This is a genomic window from Halarchaeum rubridurum (genome assembly GCF_014647115.1).
GTDB classification, from domain to species: Archaea; Halobacteriota; Halobacteria; order Halobacteriales; family Halobacteriaceae; genus Halarchaeum; species Halarchaeum rubridurum.
On the sequence record NZ_BMOO01000002.1, the window covers coordinates 330319 to 344847 of the forward strand.

General features: G+C 70.4%; 16 protein-coding genes. 7 read left to right on the forward strand and 9 right to left on the reverse strand.

Annotated elements, in window-relative coordinates; translation table 11 throughout:
- Positions 1-9: 9 nt before the first annotated feature.
- From IEX84_RS05045 to IEX84_RS05055, 3 genes are all read left to right on the forward strand, one after another.
- Complete coding sequence (locus IEX84_RS05045; protein ID WP_188870473.1) at positions 10-807, forward strand: alpha/beta fold hydrolase; 798 nt, start codon at positions 10-12, stop codon at positions 805-807.
- Between the two features lie 77 nt (positions 808-884).
- A complete protein-coding gene (locus IEX84_RS05050) occupies positions 885-1517 on the forward strand; it encodes a hypothetical protein (RefSeq protein ID WP_188870476.1) in 633 nt (210 codons plus the stop codon).
- On the forward strand, positions 1514-2506 hold the full coding sequence (locus IEX84_RS05055; RefSeq protein WP_188870478.1) for an NAD-dependent epimerase/dehydratase family protein: 993 nt from the start codon (positions 1514-1516) through the stop codon (positions 2504-2506). The genes IEX84_RS05050 and IEX84_RS05055 overlap by 4 nt, the downstream gene beginning before the upstream one ends.
- A 29-nt stretch (positions 2507-2535) precedes the next feature.
- Here the strand turns inward: IEX84_RS05055 and IEX84_RS05060 are convergent, their stop codons facing one another.
- Complete coding sequence (locus tag IEX84_RS05060; protein ID WP_188870480.1) at positions 2536-3447, reverse strand: LLM class oxidoreductase; 912 nt, start codon at positions 3445-3447, stop codon at positions 2536-2538.
- A gap of 157 nt (positions 3448-3604) precedes the next feature.
- Between IEX84_RS05060 and thiD the strand changes: the two genes are divergently transcribed.
- Positions 3605-4810, forward strand: a complete 1206-nt coding sequence (gene thiD / locus IEX84_RS05065) for a bifunctional hydroxymethylpyrimidine kinase/phosphomethylpyrimidine kinase (protein ID WP_188870482.1) — start codon at positions 3605-3607, stop codon at positions 4808-4810.
- A gap of 18 nt (positions 4811-4828) precedes the next feature.
- Here thiD and IEX84_RS05070 read toward each other — a convergent pair whose 3' ends face one another.
- The 8 genes from IEX84_RS05070 to IEX84_RS05105 are packed head-to-tail and all read right to left on the reverse strand — an operon-like array spanning position 4829 to position 10813.
- Positions 4829-5212 (reverse strand): ribbon-helix-helix domain-containing protein, encoded by a 384-nt coding sequence (locus IEX84_RS05070; protein ID WP_188870484.1) that lies wholly within the window; start codon positions 5210-5212, stop codon positions 4829-4831.
- A gap of 43 nt (positions 5213-5255) precedes the next feature.
- A complete protein-coding gene (locus tag IEX84_RS05075) occupies positions 5256-6023 on the reverse strand; it encodes an urease accessory protein UreF (protein ID WP_229732311.1) in 768 nt (255 codons plus the stop codon).
- Positions 6020-6694 carry a UreE family protein gene (locus IEX84_RS05080; protein WP_188870486.1) on the reverse strand — a complete coding sequence of 225 codons (675 nt, stop codon included), beginning with the start codon at positions 6692-6694 and terminating at the stop codon, positions 6020-6022. Before IEX84_RS05080 ends, IEX84_RS05075 begins: the two co-directional genes overlap by 4 nt.
- A 15-nt stretch (positions 6695-6709) precedes the next feature.
- Entirely contained in the window at positions 6710-7732 is a 1023-nt protein-coding gene (locus tag IEX84_RS05085; protein WP_188870488.1) for an urease accessory protein UreD, read from the reverse strand.
- The gene (gene ureG / locus IEX84_RS05090) at positions 7733-8362 is read right to left on the reverse strand and encodes an urease accessory protein UreG (protein WP_188870490.1); all 630 of its coding nucleotides are present in this window, start codon (positions 8360-8362) and stop codon (positions 7733-7735) included.
- The gene (locus IEX84_RS05095; RefSeq protein ID WP_188870492.1) at positions 8359-8706 is read right to left on the reverse strand and encodes an urease subunit gamma; all 348 of its coding nucleotides are present in this window, start codon (positions 8704-8706) and stop codon (positions 8359-8361) included. Before IEX84_RS05095 ends, ureG begins: the two co-directional genes overlap by 4 nt.
- On the reverse strand, positions 8703-10403 hold the full coding sequence (gene ureC, locus IEX84_RS05100) for an urease subunit alpha (RefSeq protein ID WP_188870494.1): 1701 nt from the start codon (positions 10401-10403) through the stop codon (positions 8703-8705). Before ureC ends, IEX84_RS05095 begins: the two co-directional genes overlap by 4 nt.
- Positions 10400-10813 carry an urease subunit beta gene (locus IEX84_RS05105; RefSeq protein WP_188870496.1) on the reverse strand — a complete coding sequence of 138 codons (414 nt, stop codon included), beginning with the start codon at positions 10811-10813 and terminating at the stop codon, positions 10400-10402. The genes ureC and IEX84_RS05105 overlap by 4 nt, the downstream gene beginning before the upstream one ends.
- 453 nt (positions 10814-11266) lie before the next feature.
- Between IEX84_RS05105 and IEX84_RS05110 the strand changes: the two genes are divergently transcribed.
- From IEX84_RS05110 to IEX84_RS05120, 3 genes are read left to right on the forward strand one after another with little or no spacing between them, the layout of a single operon-like run.
- Positions 11267-12547, forward strand: a complete 1281-nt coding sequence (locus IEX84_RS05110) for an urea ABC transporter substrate-binding protein (RefSeq protein WP_188870499.1) — start codon at positions 11267-11269, stop codon at positions 12545-12547.
- Positions 12544-13419 (forward strand): urea ABC transporter, permease protein UrtB, encoded by an 876-nt coding sequence (gene urtB, locus IEX84_RS05115; RefSeq protein ID WP_188870500.1) that lies wholly within the window; start codon positions 12544-12546, stop codon positions 13417-13419. Before IEX84_RS05110 ends, urtB begins: the two co-directional genes overlap by 4 nt.
- Positions 13420-14508, forward strand: a complete 1089-nt coding sequence (locus IEX84_RS05120; RefSeq protein WP_188870502.1) for an ABC transporter permease subunit — start codon at positions 13420-13422, stop codon at positions 14506-14508.
- The last annotated feature ends 21 nt before the right edge of the window (positions 14509-14529 follow it).

Consider the following 14529-nt stretch of genomic DNA (forward strand, 5'->3'; position numbering starts at 1 on the left):
CTCTCTCGTGTGCCGACTGTTACCTCGGCGGACGGAACGCGAATCGCGTACGAGCGAACCGGCGACGGACCGCCGCTCGTGTTGGTCCACGGCACCGCCGGCCACCGGGTCGACTGGCGCGAGGTCGCCCCCGCGCTCGCCGAGTCGTTCACCCTCTCTCTCGTCGAGCGGCGGGGTCGCGGCGAGAGCGGCGACGCCGCGTCCTACGCCATCGAGCACGAGTACGCCGACGTCGCCGCGGTCGTCGAGCACGCCGCCGCCGAGGTGGACCCCGACACGCCCGTCTCGCTCCTCGGGCACTCCTACGGCGCGATCTGCGCGCTCCACGCCGTCCGGGAGACGGACGCCGTCGACCGGCTCGTCCTCTACGAACCGCCGCTCGGCGACGTCCCCGAACCCGAGGGTGCGGCGGCCGACATCGAGCGCCTGCTCCGCGAGGAGGGCCGCGACGCCGCGACCGCCGCCTTCCTCCGTGAGGCCGTCGGCCTGAGCGACCTCGTCATCGACTCGATGCGCGGCGACGACCTCTGGCGCGCCCGCCTTGACGCGATTCCGACCGTCCCGCGCGAGATTCGCGCGACGCAGGGCGAGCGTTTCGACCCGGCCGCGTTCGCCGACGTTGCGGTCCCGACGACGCTCCTCCTCGGCGGCGACAGCCCATCCGCGATGCGACGCGCCACCGAATCGGTCGCCGACGCGCTCCCCGACGCCGACATCGTCACGCTCGCGGGCTGTGCGCACATGGCGATGCACGCCGACCCCGAGCAGTTCGTCGACGCCGTCCGCGACGCGCCCGCCGCGCGCTGACCCCCCCGGCCGTCCGCGTTCGACGCCGTGTCACCGAACCGAACCCTTTTGTCGTCGTTCACGAATATTGTCCTCATATGCCACAGTACGTGGAGAAGCTGGACCGGCACCTCGCACACATCGAGTCGATGGCCGAGTCCGAACCCGACCCGCATCGGAGTCGCATCCTCTGGAACTACCTCCATCACGGGGCCCTCGAACTCAGCGGGAACTGGGAGCGCATCTTCGACCCCTCGATGACCGTTGATCACCCGCATTACGAGATGCGGACCGGTTCCGACGAGACGGTCGTCCTCGACGGCGCGGACGAGGTGAAGGAGTTCTACGCGATTATCGAGGACGAGAACGTCATGGCGATAAACGACGGCCTCCACCAGTTGTTCGTCAACGACAGCGGCCTCGCGGAGTTCGCCTCGACCGTCGACTTCGCCCCCGGCCACGTCATCGCGGACGAGCGCGACGCGTGGTACTACGACGACCCCGTGATCGACGACCCCGACGCCACCTACGCGCGCGTCTCCCCGCACGCGATGTACTGGCCGTACACCGACGACGGCCGGCTCGTCGGCGAACGCGTCTACCAGATCGAACCGTTCACCGTCGAGAAGGTCGACCCCGACGCGGTTCCGACGGTGGACGACATCGCCGCGGTCGCGGAAGCCTACTTCCCCGAGAACGTCGACGGCGACACGCCGTACGCCGACCTATGAGCGACGTCCTCGTCATCGGCGGCACGCGGTTCATCGGCCGCCACGTCGTCGCCGAACTCCTCGACCACGAGTACGCCGTGACGGTGTTCACCCGCGGCACCCACCCGAGCCCGTTCGCCGACGACCCGCGCGTCGAGCACGTCACCGGTGACCGGCGGGACGACGCGGCCGTCGAGCGCGTCGCCGAGACCGTCGACCCCGACGCCGTCGTGGACAACGTCGCGTTCTACCCCGCCGATGTCGAGACGGCCGTCCGGGTCTTCGACGACGTCGACGCGTACGTCTACGTGTCGAGCGTTGCCGCCTACGACCCCGAGCACGTGCTGCGGACCGAGTCGAACACGCCGCTCGTCCCCTGCTCGCCGGCCGAGGCGACCGACGACTCCTTCGAGACTTACGGGCCCCGGAAGGCCGAGGCGGACCGGGTCGCGCTCGCCGCCGCCGACGAACACGGAACACCGGCGATGTCGGTCCGCCCGACGATGGTGTACGGCCCGCACAACCACCTCGGGTTCGTGCGGTACTGGGTCGACCGCGTGCTCGACCACGACCGGGTCGTCGTCCCCGGCGACGGCAGCTACGTCTGCCACCGGACGTACGTCGCGGACGTCGCCTCGGCCGTCCGCATCGTCCTCGAACGCGGCGACCCGGGCGAAGCGTACAACGTCGCCGACCAGCGCCCGGTGACGATGACGCAGTTCCTCGACCGCGTCGCCGACGCCGCGGACACCGCGGTCGACCCGGTGTACGCGGGCCCGCGCGACCTCGCGGCCGCCGACCTCGACCGGGCGGCCTTCCCGCTCTACATGGGCACGCCGTTCGTGATGCCGACGGAGAAACTCGCGTCGCTCGGCTGGGCGTCGACGCCCGTCCCGGAGGCGATGGCCGCGACCGTCGCCGACCACCGCGAGCACGGCCTCGACTACGACGACGGGCCGTCGAGGGCGGCCGAACGGCGCGTCCGCGACGCGCTCGACGCGCTCGACTGACTGAGGACCCGACTCCTCACTCCGGTTCGCTACACCTCCGCCAGTACCTCGGCGACGAAGCGCTCGTGCGCCCGTTCGCGGTCGTCGCCGCGCACGCCGACGATCACGTGGTCGACGCCCGCGTCGTCGAGTCGCCCGAAGTAGTCCCGGAACCACGCCGCGCCCGCGCGAAAGCCCTGATTCACGTGTTCCGGCGCGGCGTCCGGGTCCGCGGCGAGGTCGACCGTGCAGGTCGTCACGAACGGCTTCGCCGTCCGCTCGCGCCAGTCGTCGAGGTAGCTCCGCAGGGTGTCCTCGGGGAGGTGGTAGAAGAGCCAGCCGTCGCCGTGTTCGGCGATCCACTCGCGGGACTGACGGCTGTTGCCCGTGACGAGCAGCGGCAGGTCGCCCGCCGTCGGCTTCGGCACGACGTCCAGCGTCCCGTCGAGGGTGCCCCAACGCGTCTCGACCTCGGGGTACGACTCGCGCCACGCCGCCCGGAGGACGCGGACGTGCTCGCGGAACGCCGCGCCGCGCTCGTCCTCCGCGACGCCGAAGGCCGCGTACTCCGGCGGTCGGTCGCCCGAGGCGACGCCGAGAACGACTCGTCCGTCGGAGAGGCGGTCGAGGCTCGCCGCGCTCTTCGCCACGTGCAGCGGGTGCCGGAGCGTGAGGACGACGCTCGCCGTCCCGAGCGCGACGTCGTCCGTCCGCGCGGCGACCCGCGACAGCCACGTCCACGGGTCGAAGGTCTGGCCGGCGTCGCCGAACGTCGGCCAGTACGTCGGCACGTCGCGCGCCCACAGCGCGTCGAACCCCAGCGCTTCGAGGTGCTCGGCGAGCGCAAGTTCGCGCTCGACGTCCGGGCGCTCCTCGCGGGCGTCCGTCAGCGGGAACGTCGTCCCCACCGTGAGCGCGTCGTCGCCGAACAGCCGTTCGTACCCCCGATTCGGGTTCTCCACGCCGGCACTGCGGGACGCGGCGACGAAAAGCCGCCGGACGCCGCAGTTCTCCCGACCCGCCGGCCGGCCCGTCGTCCACTACGCTATTGTATCACCGCGTGATACCCCCGACCATGTCGCACACGACCTGCGCGCGCGCCGCCGCGGAGGTGGCCGCGTGACCCGACGCGCCGCCCCGGTCGACTACCCCGTCGCGCTCACCATCGCCGGGAGCGACTCCGGCGGGGCCGCGGGCGTCCAAGCCGACCTGAAGACGATGGAGGCCTGCGGGGCGTACGGGACGAGCGTCGTCACGAGCGTCACCGCGCAGAACACCCGCGGCGTCCACGGCGTCCACCACCTCCCGCCCGCGGACGTCACCGCACAACTCGACGCCGTCACCGACGACTACGACGTCCGCGCGGCGAAGACGGGAATGCTCGGGACGCCCGAAACCCTCCGAGCGGTCGTCGACGCCGTCACGGACGTCGACGGCCCGCTCGTCGTCGACCCCGTCCTCGTCGCTACCGCGGGCGACGCGCTCGCCGACGACACCGTCGCCGCGGCCTACGACACCCTCTTCGCGCACGCGACGCTCCTCACGCCGAACGCGAGCGAGGCCGCGACGCTCACCGACACGACCATCGAGACCGAAGCGGACGCCGTCGCTGCCGCCGAAACCCTCCGGGGGCAGGGCGCGGACGCCGTCCTCCTCACCGGCGGCGACCCCTACACCGACGACGACGGCCGCGCCGTCGACGTCCTCGTCACAAATGAGGGCACCCGGACGTTCGTGAGCGAGCGCGTCGACACCGAGCGCACTCACGGCTCCGGCTGTACGATATCCAGCGCGATCACCGCTCGCCTCGCCCGCGGTGACGACCTCGAAACCGCCGTCGCGCGCGGCATCGACGTCGTCGCGCGCGCCATCCGGTATCCCCACGCCGTCGGCGGCCCAACCGGGAGCGTGCACCACCTCGCCACGCTCCGGAACGACGCCACGCGCGACGACGTCGCCACCGTCGTCCGCGGTCTCGCCGCCCTCGACTCCGTCACCGACGCCGCGGGCGCGACGCCGTACGCCGAATCGCTCGCCGACGTCGCCGGCGGCGCGGACGGACGATTCGGCGACGCCGGCCGACTCGGCGAACGCCTGCTCGCCGCGCGCGAACGCGACCCGGCGTACCGCTACGCGCTCGCCGTCGCGGACGCCGACGCGCTCGCCGCCGACGTGACGCCCGTCGACCTCGACGCCGCCGACCTCCCCGCCGGACGCGTCGCCGACGTCGCCACCGACGCCGACGACGCCGCCGTTCGAGCCCCGGACGGGACGGTGACGCTCCTCGCGGACGCCGCCGCGGCGCTCCGCGAGCGACTCGCCTGAGAAGCGGTCGGTGACGGGCTACTCGCGGTACTCCGCGAGCAGGTCCTCCAGGAGGAGCGCCCGGGGGTCGGCCGGCGAGTAGCGGCTGTCGAGGAGTTCCGTCGCCGTCTCGACGTCGCCGCGCATCGCCAACTGGCGGACGCGCGCGGCCGTCTGGATGAACTCGTCGTCCATCGACCCCTCCTCGGGTTCCTCCCCGCCCGGTCCCTCCTCCGGGAACACCTCGTCGTACAGTTCGTCGTAGTCCAGCATCGCCGGCTCGTACTCCTCGTTGATCTGTTCGAGGACGCACTCGACGGCGAAGCGCTGGAACTCGGAGCGGTTCGTGAAGAGCCCGCGCTCGACCAGTTCCTCGGCGGCGTCGAGGACCTCCTCCGGGAACCGGACCGTCGATTTCACCATTCCAGTGGACCGACGACCCCTATCGGCGTAAAACTACCCCCGCTCAGCTCATGAAGAGCCGCCGGTCCGCGCGCTCGTGCTCCATCGCGTGGACGTCGACGAGCGGCGCGAACGCCTCCAGGCGGTCGATTCCCCGGTCCGCGTTCTCCTCAACGACCGTCACCGCGACGGGTGCGAGGTCGTCGAGGGTCCGCTGGGCGGTGACGTGCCCGAGGCTCAGGAGGCGCTGGGCCGCCCCGAGCATGTCCGTCAGGAAGGAGTGGGCGTGCAGCAGACAGGCCTCCTCTGCGTCGATGCCGCGGCGCGCGGCGACGAGGCCGAGCGCGACCGGGTAGTTTCCCGGGGCGTCGCCGCTCGCCACGCGCTCCTCGTACGCCGCGACGACCGGGTCGTCGCCCGTCTCCGCCTCGACTTCGAGGAGTCGCCGGCCGGCCTTCGTCGCGCTCTCGCGGAACTCGGCGGCGAGCGTCGTCGCCCGCAGCGCCTCGTCCACCTCCCGGACCGCGTCGAGGTCGTCGGCCGCGTCGTGCGCGGCGCGGATGGCCACCGTCTCGCAGGGGCCGACCTGTCGGCGGAGGTAGCTCTCCAGCACCGCGCAGAGGTCGTCGCCGTCCGCGATTGCCCCCGACTGGACGAACTGCTCCAGGCCGTACGAGACGGTGTTGCCGCCGACCGGGAGGAACGAGTCCGCGAGCCGATACGCCGCGAGGCGCGCGCGCGCGTCGCCCGCGCTCGTGCTCCCCTTCTCGGGGCTGGACCCGTCGGGGTCCGTGTCCGCGTCCGCGTCCGTCATCTCGCTCGCGTCGCTCACGACGCGTCACTCCCCGTACCCGGCGTCCGCACGCCGCCGCGCGCGTGCGAGTGCCCGTCTCCGTCGTGCGCGTGCGTGTGTTCGTCGTCGTGGCCGTGGTCGTGCCCCTCGTCGCCGTGTGTGTGTCCGTGCCCTTCCGGGCCGTGTCCGCCCTCGCTGTCGTGGCCGTGCTCGGGCGTCGCGTCGTCGAACAGCGTCGGGTCGACCGTCTCGACGCCGACGGTCGCGCCCTCGGGGAGGTGGCCCTCGACCTCCGCGCGCTGGCGCTCGGTCGACTCCGCGACGGCTATCAGGACGTCGCTCCCGCGGACCGCGAGGTCGCGGTGGCGGTTGCCGACGACGTGGCCGAGTTTCGCCGCGAGCGCCATCGTCTCGGGGGTCGCCGTCGCCTCGGCCATCGAGACGACGAGCGCCTCCCGCGCGGCGAGGGCGACGACGAGCAGGCCGTCGTCCTCGCCCGCGAGCACGTCGCCGGGTTCGAGGCTCCCCGCGTCGGTCGCCACGACGCCGACGTCCGTGCCGTCGGCCGCCTCCGTGCGGAAGCGAGAGCGCCGCCGCGTCGTCTCGTCGAGCGTGACGCGCCTGACCGCCTCGTCTTCGCTCGCCGCGACGCGCGCCGCGACGTCGTCGTCCGTCCGTTCGTTCCCCAGGTAGGTGTCGTAGAGTTCCATGCGTGTCTCTCGGTGTCAGTATTTGCGCGGGTCGGGGGCCGGCGCGTCGAGGAGGACGCGGCTCGCCTCGTCCCACGTCGCCGCGAGCGCCTCGCGCACGTCGTCCGCCCGGTCGCCGAGCGCGCGGACGAACGCGCCGCCGTCGCGGGGGAGCGCGCTGGCGCTCGCGCGTGCCGGCCCGTCCGCCACCCGCTCGGCGAGTCGGTCGCTCAACGCCCCCGAGTCGACGTCGCGCGTCGTCGCCACGTAGCACGTCCCGAGCACCGCGTAGTCGCCGAGGACGCCCGCGCGCCGCGGGTCCTCTGTTTCGTCTCCCGGCGCGAGGTGCGTCGTGTCCGCGAGGATGCGCCCCTCGGGGCCGTCGACGGTCGTGCGCGCGTAGTAGCGCTCGAAGTCGAAGGCCTCGCCGCGCGCGAGTCGCCCCGGGACGACGACGTCGGCGAGCACGATGCTGGCGTCGCGTCCGAGCGTCACCGCGGTCTCGCCGCAGTAGCGCGCGTCCGGGTGCAGGATGGTCTGCTCGGGGACGTATTCGAGGTGCGCGCCGTCCCCGACGACGAACGTCGCGTCGACGCGCCCGTAGTTCGCGTCCATCGAGAGCACCTTCGTCGCGCTCCCCGTGCTGACGTGCGCGCGCGCGTCCGCCTCGGCGGTGACGACCATCCGGTTCCGGTCGCCCTGTGCGACGCCGCCCGTCGGGCTCTGGACGTACGCCGACGCGAACTCGGGCCGGTCGACGTCGTGACCGAGCGTCCCGCTCAGGTGGTAGGGGACGCGGGCGTAGTCCGCGACGAGGTCCGTCGTCCCGTCCGCCCCCGCGGCGAACGTCGCCTCCAACTCCCCGACCTTCCCCGGCGACCCGACGCCGACCTGCGGGAGCGACTCCTCGGCGTAGGGCTCGAACGCTGGCGGGAGTTCTCGCGCGTGCGCGAGAGTCGGGTCACTCACGTCCGCTCCACCAGCACTGCCGTCCGTTTCGCCCTCCCCCTCTCGTGCCGCCTCATTCCCGTCCGTCGTGTGCGCCTCCTCGGTCGCCATCTACGCGAACAGCACCTCGGTCCGGACGTGCTCGATGACGTCCTCGATTCCCTCCTCGGCCTTGCAGTCCGTGAGGACCGAGGGGCCGTCGCGGACGGCGTCGGCGTCGCGCTCGATCTTCTCCAGGTCCGCGCCGACGTGGGGGGCGAGGTCCGTCTTGTTGACGACGAGGAGGTCGCAGTCGACGACGCCCGGGCCGCGCTTCGCGGGGATGTCGTCGCCCTCCGCGACCGAGATGACGTAGAGCGAGTAGTCCGCGAGCTCGGGGTCGAAGGTCGCCGCGAGGTTGTCGCCGCCGCTCTCGACGATGACGAGGTCGAGCTCGGGGTGGGTCTCGACGAAGTCGTCGATCTGCCGGAGGTTCATCGAGGGGTCCTCGCGGATGCCCGTGTGGGGGCACGCGCCCGTCTCGACGCCCGCGACGAGGTCCTCGGGGACGACGCCCGCGAAGCGCTCGCGGAGGGCGTCCGCGTCCGCCTGCGTCAGGATGTCGTTCGCGATGACGCCGACGTCGAGGCCGGCGTCGCGCAGGCGCGGGACGACCTCGCTGATGAGCGACGTCTTCCCGGAGCCGACGGGCCCGCCGATGCCGACGGTGGCGACGTCGCGGTGGGTGAGCCGCGAACTCATTCGCCCTCCACCTCGTCGCTCCCCACTTCGCGCGCCGTGTCGGTGCGAATCGGGTCGTGGACGGTGACGAGCTTCGTCCCGTCGCGGAACATCGGTTCGACCTGCACCATGTCGATCATCTCCGGGACGCCCTCCATGACGTCCTCGCGGCCGAGCAGGCCGGTCGCGCCCGCCCGTAGCTCCGCGACGTCCTTTCCCTCACGCGCGCCCTCGAATATCCAATCGGAGATGTACGCGATTGCCTCCGGGTGGTTGAGCTTCAGACCGCGCTCCTTGCGGTCGCGTGCGAGCTGCGCCGCCGTGTATATCGTGAGTCGTTCTCGCTCCTTCGGTGTGAGATTCATAGCATGTAGCGTTGGGTGAGTGGCAGTTCCGCGGCCGGTTCGCAGGTGACGTGTTCGCCGTCGACGCGCACCTCGAAGGTCTCGGGGTCGATTTCGATGTCGTCCGGCCGGGTCGTGTTGCGCACCATGTCGCTCTTGTCGACCGTCCGCGTGCCGGAGACGGCGACGGTCTCCGTGTCGAGGCCGTACTCCTCGCCGACGCTGCGCTCTTTGGCCGCGGGGCTGACGAAGGAGAGCGAGAGGGCGTGTTTCGCCTTCCCGACCGCGCCGGCGCGCGGGCGCTGCATGATGGGCTCGCAGGTCATCAGCGAGCCGTTCGACTCGCCCATCTCGCCGTAGACCGGGAAGCCGCCCTTGAACGTCACGTGGGGCTTGCTCCCGAAGAACGCCGGGTCCCAGAGGACGAGGTCGGCGAGCTTCCCGGGTTCGAGCGTGCCGACGTGGTCGTCGATTCCCGCGGCGATTGCGGGGTTGACCGTGTACTTGGCGAGGTAGCGCAGGACGCGCTCGTTGTCGGCCGCGCCGTCGTCGTCGAGCGACCCGCGCTGGCGCTTCATCTTGTGGGCGGTCTGCCACGTCCGCGAGACGACCTCGCCCATCCGACCCATCGCCTGCGAGTCACTCGTCATCATCGAGATCGCGCCCGTGTCGTGGAGGACGTCCTCGGCGGCGATGGTCTCCGCCCGGATGCGCGACTCCGCGAACGCGACGTCCTCGGGGACGTCCGGGTTCAGGTGGTGACAGACCATCACCATGTCGAGGTGTTCGTCGAACGTGTTTTCAGTATATGGCATCGAGGGGTTCGTCGACGACGGGAGGACGTTCGCGTCGCCGACGGCCTCCATGATGTCCGGCGCGTGGCCGCCGCCCGCCCCCTCGATGTGGAAGAGGTGGATGGTCCGGCCGTCGATGGCCGCGACGGTGTTCTCCAGGAACCCCGTCTCGTTCAGGGTGTCCGTGTGCATGGCGACCTGGACGTCCTCCTCGTCCGCGACCGTGAGGCAGGTGTCGATGACGCCCGGCGTCGCGCCCCAGTCCTCGTGAATCTTCAGCCCGCAGGCCCCCGCTTCCAACTGCTCGCGCAGCGGTCCGGGGTCGCTCGCGTTCCCCTTCCCGTAGAAGCCGACGTTGACCGGCCACTCCTCCGCCGCCTGCAGGAAGCGCTCGACGTTCACGGGGCCGGTCGTCGTCGTCGCCGCGCCGCCGCCGTAGCCGCCGCCGAGCATCGTCGTGACCCCGGAGGCGAGCGCGTGCTCGTAGAGCCCCGTCGAGTTGAAGTGGATGTGGATGTCGAGGCCGCCCGGCGTGACGAGCTTCCCCTCCGCGGGGTAGACGTCGGTCGACGGCCCGACGACCATGTCGACGTCGTCCATCGTGTCCGGGTTCCCGGCGTTCCCGACCCCCGCTATCCGGCCGTCCCGTATCCCGACGTCCGCGGCGACGACGCCGAGCACGGGGTCGAGGACCGTCGCGTTCGTGATCACCCAGTCGAGTGCGCCCTCGGCCTGCGTGACGCCGGGAGCCATCCCCATCCCGTCGCGTATCGTCTTCCCGCCGCCGAAGACCGCCTCGTCGCCCGGCGTCCGGTAGTCCGCCTCGACCTCGACGCGGAGGTCGGTGTCGCCGAGCCGGACCTGCCCGCCGACCGTCGGACCGTACAGCTCCGTGTAGGCCTCCCGCGAGACGTCGCGGGTCACGACTCCTCACCCGCCTCACCGTCGCCGTCCGGCGCGCCGGTGTCCGCGTACCCCGCCTCGCGCAGGCGGTCGAGCGCCGCGGCCGGGTCGCCGGTCACGCTCCCGTTCACGAGGCCGTTCATCCCGTACGCGCGTCCCTTCCCGCCGAACGCGACGAGGTCGACGTCCTGTTCGTCGCCGGGCTCGAAGCGGACCGCCGTCCCCGCCGGGATGTTCAGGCGCATCCCGAAGGCGGCCTCGCGGTCGAACGCGAGCGCGGCGTTCGCCTCGAAGAAGTGGAAGTGCGAACCGACCTGCGCGGGCCGGTCGCCGGTGTTCGACACCGTCACGGTCGCCGTCTCCCGCCCCTCGTTGATGGTCACGTCACCCTCGCCGGGGTCTATCTCGCCCGGGACGAGTCGCTCCGTCATCGCCCCGCCCCCTCCGTCTCTTCTGAACGCGATGTATTCATTCTGAGCGCAAATTCTAGCTATATCGTAATAAGATACGCCACAGAAGACAATACTTGCGCTATCCAACCCCGATTCGGTTCGGATTCGGCGAATCACGCGTGGGCAAATCCGTCCGCACGCCGTCGCTCCCGGCCGACAGCGGCGTTCTCCGCCATCCGAATGCCCGTTCCGGAGTGGCGGATATATCGTGACGAATCGACCTTTCGGTACCGTCTATATACACATCCTTAAACAGTACATGTCCATTCCCATAATGAATGTAGTGTAGTGGACAAGGCTTTTCAACGTGTACCCGATTCGGTGGACTGTCGAAAACATGGACGGTCACCCAGAATACTCGGATTTCACTACCGAAACAACTAGCTACAGTCGCGCATCTATTGAATTTCGTTCAGTAATGGGGTGTCTCGAATGACGGAACAGCGCTCGGGGCTCTCGCGGCGCTCGTTCCTCGCCACCGGCGGCGCAATCGGTGGCGCGGCGCTCGCCGGCTGTCTCACCGGTGGCGGCGGGAGCGGCGGCGAGGAGACGGTGACCCTCGGGATAATCGAGGACCGCTCCGGCAACTTCGCGCTCAACGGCACGCCGAAGTACAACGCGAGCATGCTCGCCATCGAGGAGCTCAACGAGGAGGGCGGCATCCTCGGGAACGAGATCGAGACGTTCGCGCCCGACCCGCAGTCCGACAATCAGCGCTACCAGCAGCTCACCCGGCAGGCGATCAACGAGGAGAACGTCGACGCCCTCTGGGCGGGCTACTCCTCGGCGACGCGCGAGACGATTCGGCCGATAATCGACCAGAACGAACAGCTCTACTTCTACACGACGCAGTACGAGGGCGGCGTCTGTGACTCCTACACCTTCTGCATGGGCGCGACGGCGCGCCAGCAGCTCGGGAGCGTCCTCCCGTACATGGTCGAGAACTTCGGGTCGGACATCTACACCATCGCCGCCGACTACAACTTCGGTCAGCTCTCGGCGGACTGGGTCCGCGTGCTCGCCGACGAGAACGACGCGAACGTCATCGGCGAGGAGTTCATCCCGCTCTCCGTCACCGACTTCGGCTCGACCATCAACAACATCCAGGAGGCGGACCCGGACTTCGTGATGGCGCTGCTCGTCGGCGCGAACCACACGTCCTTCTGGAACCAGCGGACCTCCGCCGGCCTCGACGTCCCGATGGGGACCTCGACCGTGATGGCCCAGGGCTACCAGCACAAGCGCCTCGACCCGCCCGCGATGGCGAACGTCTACGGCGGCTTCAACTACATGGAGGAGATACCGACGGACCGCAACCAGGAGTTCGTCGAGCGCTACTACGAGAAGTTCCCGGACGCCGCGTACATCAACGAGGAGGCCGTCAACAACTACTTCTCGATCAAGATGTACGCCCGCGCCGCCGAGGCCGTCGGCTCGACGAACCAGGCGGACATCATCGAGGAACTGGAGACCGGCATGGACGTCTCCGCCCCCGAGGGCGACATCTCGCTGCAGGGGCCGGTCCACCACATGACGCACAACATGCGCGTCTTCCGGTGTGACGAGAACCACAACATCACCGTCGAGGACGAACAGCTGATTCCCGAGCAGTTCCTCTCGGAGACGGTCGGTTGCAACCTCCGCGAGAACGAGGAGACGACCCAGTACGTCCCCGCGGACTACTACGAGGAGGCCGACGCCACGCAAGAATGAACGCGCTCAACCTGGTGTTCCAGTTCGCAGACAACTTCGCGTTCGTCGTGCTCGCGGCGGTCGGGCTCGCCGTCATCTTCGGGATGATGGGCGTCATCAACCTCGGCCACGGCGAGTTCATCATGATCGGCGCGTACGGCACGACGCTCTCCGCGAACGCGGGCGCGCCGCTCCCGGTTGCGATGGCGGTCGGCGTGCTCGTCACCGCGGTCATGGGGTTCGTCCTGGAGCGGACGATCATCCACCGGCTCTACGACCGGCTCTTCGACTCGATGGTCGCCACGTGGGCGCTCGGGCTCATCCTCACGCAGGGGATGCGCATCCTCTTCGGGAACTCCATCCCGCAGGTCTCCACGCCGCTCGGGAACATCGCGTACGGCGAGTTCTCCTACTCGACGTACCGCGTCCTCCTGTTGCCCGTCGCGCTCCTCGTGCTCGGCGGGCTCTACGTCGTCTTCACGCGCACGGAGTTCGGCATCCGGGCGCGGGCGACGATTCAGGACCCCGACACGGCGCGCGCGCTCGGCGTCGACACCGACCGGATGTACACGGCGACGTTCGTCATCGGCTCCGCGCTCGCGGGGCTGACCGGTGCGCTCTACGCCCCGACGCTCACCGTCGTCCCCGGCATGGGGTCGTCGTTCCTCGTCGAGGCGTTCGTCGCCGTCGTCGTCGGCGGGCCCTCCGTCCTCCTCGGGACGACGCTCTCCGGCGGCCTGCTCGGCACCATCGACGCCGTGTTCACGAACCTCTTCGGGACGTTCTACGGGCAGATAGCCATGCTCCTGACGGCCATCGTCGTCATCCGCGTGCTGTCGAACGGCCTCACGGGGCTCGTCGAGAGCGTCCGCAACCGCGTGGAGGGCGAGTGAATGGGCCTCGGTGATACCTTCGACCGGCTCCGTCGGCCCTTCGAGGGGCCGAACACGCTCGGCAACAGCCGCGCGTTCTGGGTCGGCTTCCTCGTCGTCCTCGCCGGCCTCGTCGGCTACCCAATCGGTTTCGGGAGCTACGCGGCCTCCAGCGCCGCCCTCTACTTGCTCTACGCGATTCTCGCGCTCTCGCTCACCGTCATCTGGGGGTACACGGGCATCCTCAGCTTCGGGCAGGTGGTGTTCTTCGGCGTCGCCGGCTACTCCTTCGCCCTCATCAGCATGAACCTGGAGAGCGCGCTCGCGACGACGCTCGCGCTCCCGGTCGCCGTCGGACTCGCCACGCTCGCCGCGCTCGTGCTCGGCTACTTCATGTTCTACGGCGAGGTCCGCGACGTCTACGTCACGATTCTGACGCTCGTCGTCGCGCTCGTCCTCAACACCTTCATGGCCCAGACAGCCGGCTCCGAGTGGACGGTCGGCTCCGTCGCCCTCGGCGGCTTCAACGGCATCCCGGCCATCCCGAGTCTCACCTTCGGCGTCGGCGAGGCCGCGGTGACGCTCGACGGGTCGGCCTTCTACTGGTTCACGCTCGCCGCGCTCGTCGCCAGCTACCTCGGCCTCCGCGCGCTCGTCAACGGCCGCTTTGGCTACACCATGGTCGCCACGCGCGAGGACGAGGACCGCACGGAGATGCTCGGCTACGACGTCCGGCGCGTCAAACTGCTCGTCTTCGCGCTCGGCGGCGCACTCGCCGGCCTCTCGGGCGTCCTCTACGCGACGTGGGGCAACTACATCAGCCCCTCCGTCTTCGGCATCACCTTCGCGTCCATCCCGGTCGTCTGGGTGGCCGTCGGCGGCCGGCGCTCCCTCCTCGGGGCCATCGTCGCCACGGTCGTCATCGAGTGGTTCCGCCAGCAGCTCTCCGCGACGGGGAGCCAGTACGCGCTGATCATCGTCGGCGTCGTCCTCCTCGCGGCGATCCTCTTCGTCCCCGAAGGGGTCGTCCCGCGCCTCGACGCGGCGCTCACCGACGTCCGCGACCGATTCGCCACGAACGCAGACACGCCGGAGGGGACCCCGGAATGACCGCGACAGACACGAACACCG

Bases quoted from the DNA above. Each gene is read 5' to 3' on its own strand.
- IEX84_RS05050 (WP_188870476.1), top strand. From the start codon at position 885: ATGCCACAGTACGTGGAGAAGCTGGACCGGCACCTCGCACACATCGAG.
- IEX84_RS05055 (WP_188870478.1), top strand. From the start codon at position 1,514: ATGAGCGACGTCCTCGTCATCGGCGGCACGCGGTTCATCGGCCGCCAC.
- IEX84_RS05070 (WP_188870484.1), bottom strand. From the start codon at position 5,212: ATGGTGAAATCGACGGTCCGGTTCCCGGAGGAGGTCCTCGACGCCGCC.
- IEX84_RS05080 (WP_188870486.1), bottom strand. From the start codon at position 6,694: ATGGAACTCTACGACACCTACCTGGGGAACGAACGGACGGACGACGAC.
- IEX84_RS05085 (WP_188870488.1), bottom strand. From the start codon at position 7,732: ATGGCGACCGAGGAGGCGCACACGACGGACGGGAATGAGGCGGCACGA.
- ureG (WP_188870490.1), bottom strand. From the start codon at position 8,362: ATGAGTTCGCGGCTCACCCACCGCGACGTCGCCACCGTCGGCATCGGC.
- IEX84_RS05095 (WP_188870492.1), bottom strand. From the start codon at position 8,706: ATGAATCTCACACCGAAGGAGCGAGAACGACTCACGATATACACGGCG.
- IEX84_RS05105 (WP_188870496.1), bottom strand. From the start codon at position 10,813: ATGACGGAGCGACTCGTCCCGGGCGAGATAGACCCCGGCGAGGGTGAC.
- IEX84_RS05110 (WP_188870499.1), top strand. From the start codon at position 11,267: ATGACGGAACAGCGCTCGGGGCTCTCGCGGCGCTCGTTCCTCGCCACC.
- urtB (WP_188870500.1), top strand. From the start codon at position 12,544: ATGAACGCGCTCAACCTGGTGTTCCAGTTCGCAGACAACTTCGCGTTC.
- IEX84_RS05120 (WP_188870502.1), top strand. From the start codon at position 13,420: ATGGGCCTCGGTGATACCTTCGACCGGCTCCGTCGGCCCTTCGAGGGG.